Source organism: Dokdonia ponticola, assembly GCF_042653865.1.
GTDB classification, from domain to species: Bacteria; Bacteroidota; Bacteroidia; order Flavobacteriales; family Flavobacteriaceae; genus Dokdonia; species Dokdonia ponticola.
The window spans coordinates 1-1,131 of the sequence record NZ_JBHSFV010000046.1; the positions used below are offsets into that span (position 1 = coordinate 1).

A 1,131-nucleotide genomic window follows, 5' to 3' on the forward strand; every position below is an offset into this window, starting at 1 on the left:
CAGGATCTGGCGTGTAGGTGACCGTGCCATCAGGGTTGATGGTCACTGTTCCGTTGTTTGGATCCGTGACATCGGTTACTTCTATAGTTGCCGTTGGATCGAAGGTATCATTATCTAATACCGCAATATCTACTGGCGTATCCTCTGGTGTGGTCGCCGTATCATCCATCACATCATCCGCTGGAGTCACGGTGACTACTACGGTAGCAGTTTCAGTGGTGGTTGATCCATCTGGATTGGTGACTGTGACGGTATACTCAAAGGTATCCGTGCCGTTAAAATCAGGATCTGGCGTGTAGGTGACCGTGCCATCAGGATTGATGGTGACCGTTCCATTAGCTGGATCCGTGACATCGGTTACTTCTATAGTTGCCGTTGGATCAAAGGTATCATTATCTAATACCGCAATGTCTACTGGCGTATCCTCTGGTGTGGTCGCTGTATCATCCATCACATCATCCGCTGGAGTCACGGTGACTACTACGGTAGCAGTTTCAGTGGTCGTTGATCCATCTGGATTGGTGACGGTGACGGTATACTCAAAGGTATCCGTGCCATTAAAATCAGGATCTGGTGTGTAGGTGACCGTGCCATCAGGGTTGATGGTCACTGTTCCGTTAGCTGGATCCGTGACATCGGTTACTTCTATAGTTGCCGTTGGATCGAAGGTATCATTATCTAATACCGCAATGTCTACTGGCGTATCCTCTGTTGTGGTCGCTGTATCATCCATCACATCATCCGCTGGAGTCACGGTGACTGTGACTGTTGCTGTTTCTGTGGTCGTTGATCCATCAGGGTTTGTGACGGTGACGGTATACTCAAAGGTATCCGTACCATTAAAATCAGGATCTGGACTATAGGTGACCGTGCCATCAGGGTTGATGGTCACCGTTCCATTAGCTGGATCGGTGACATCGGTTACTTCTATAGTTGCCGTTGGATCAAAGGTATCATTATCTAATACCGCAATATCTACTGGCGTATCCTCTGGTGTGGTCGCTGTATCATCCATCACATCATCCGCTGGAGTCACGGTGACTACTACGGTAGCTGTTTCCGTAGTGGTACTTCCATCAGGGTTTGTTACGGTGACGGTATACTCAAAAGTATCCGTACCATTAAAATCAG

Annotated in this window: 1 protein-coding gene; it reads right to left on the reverse strand. The window is 48.2% G+C overall.

Annotated elements, in window-relative coordinates:
- Positions 1-1,131, reverse strand: a 1,131-nt coding sequence (locus tag ACFO3O_RS22545) for an Ig-like domain-containing protein (RefSeq protein WP_379983072.1), incomplete at both ends; no start/stop codon positions are given.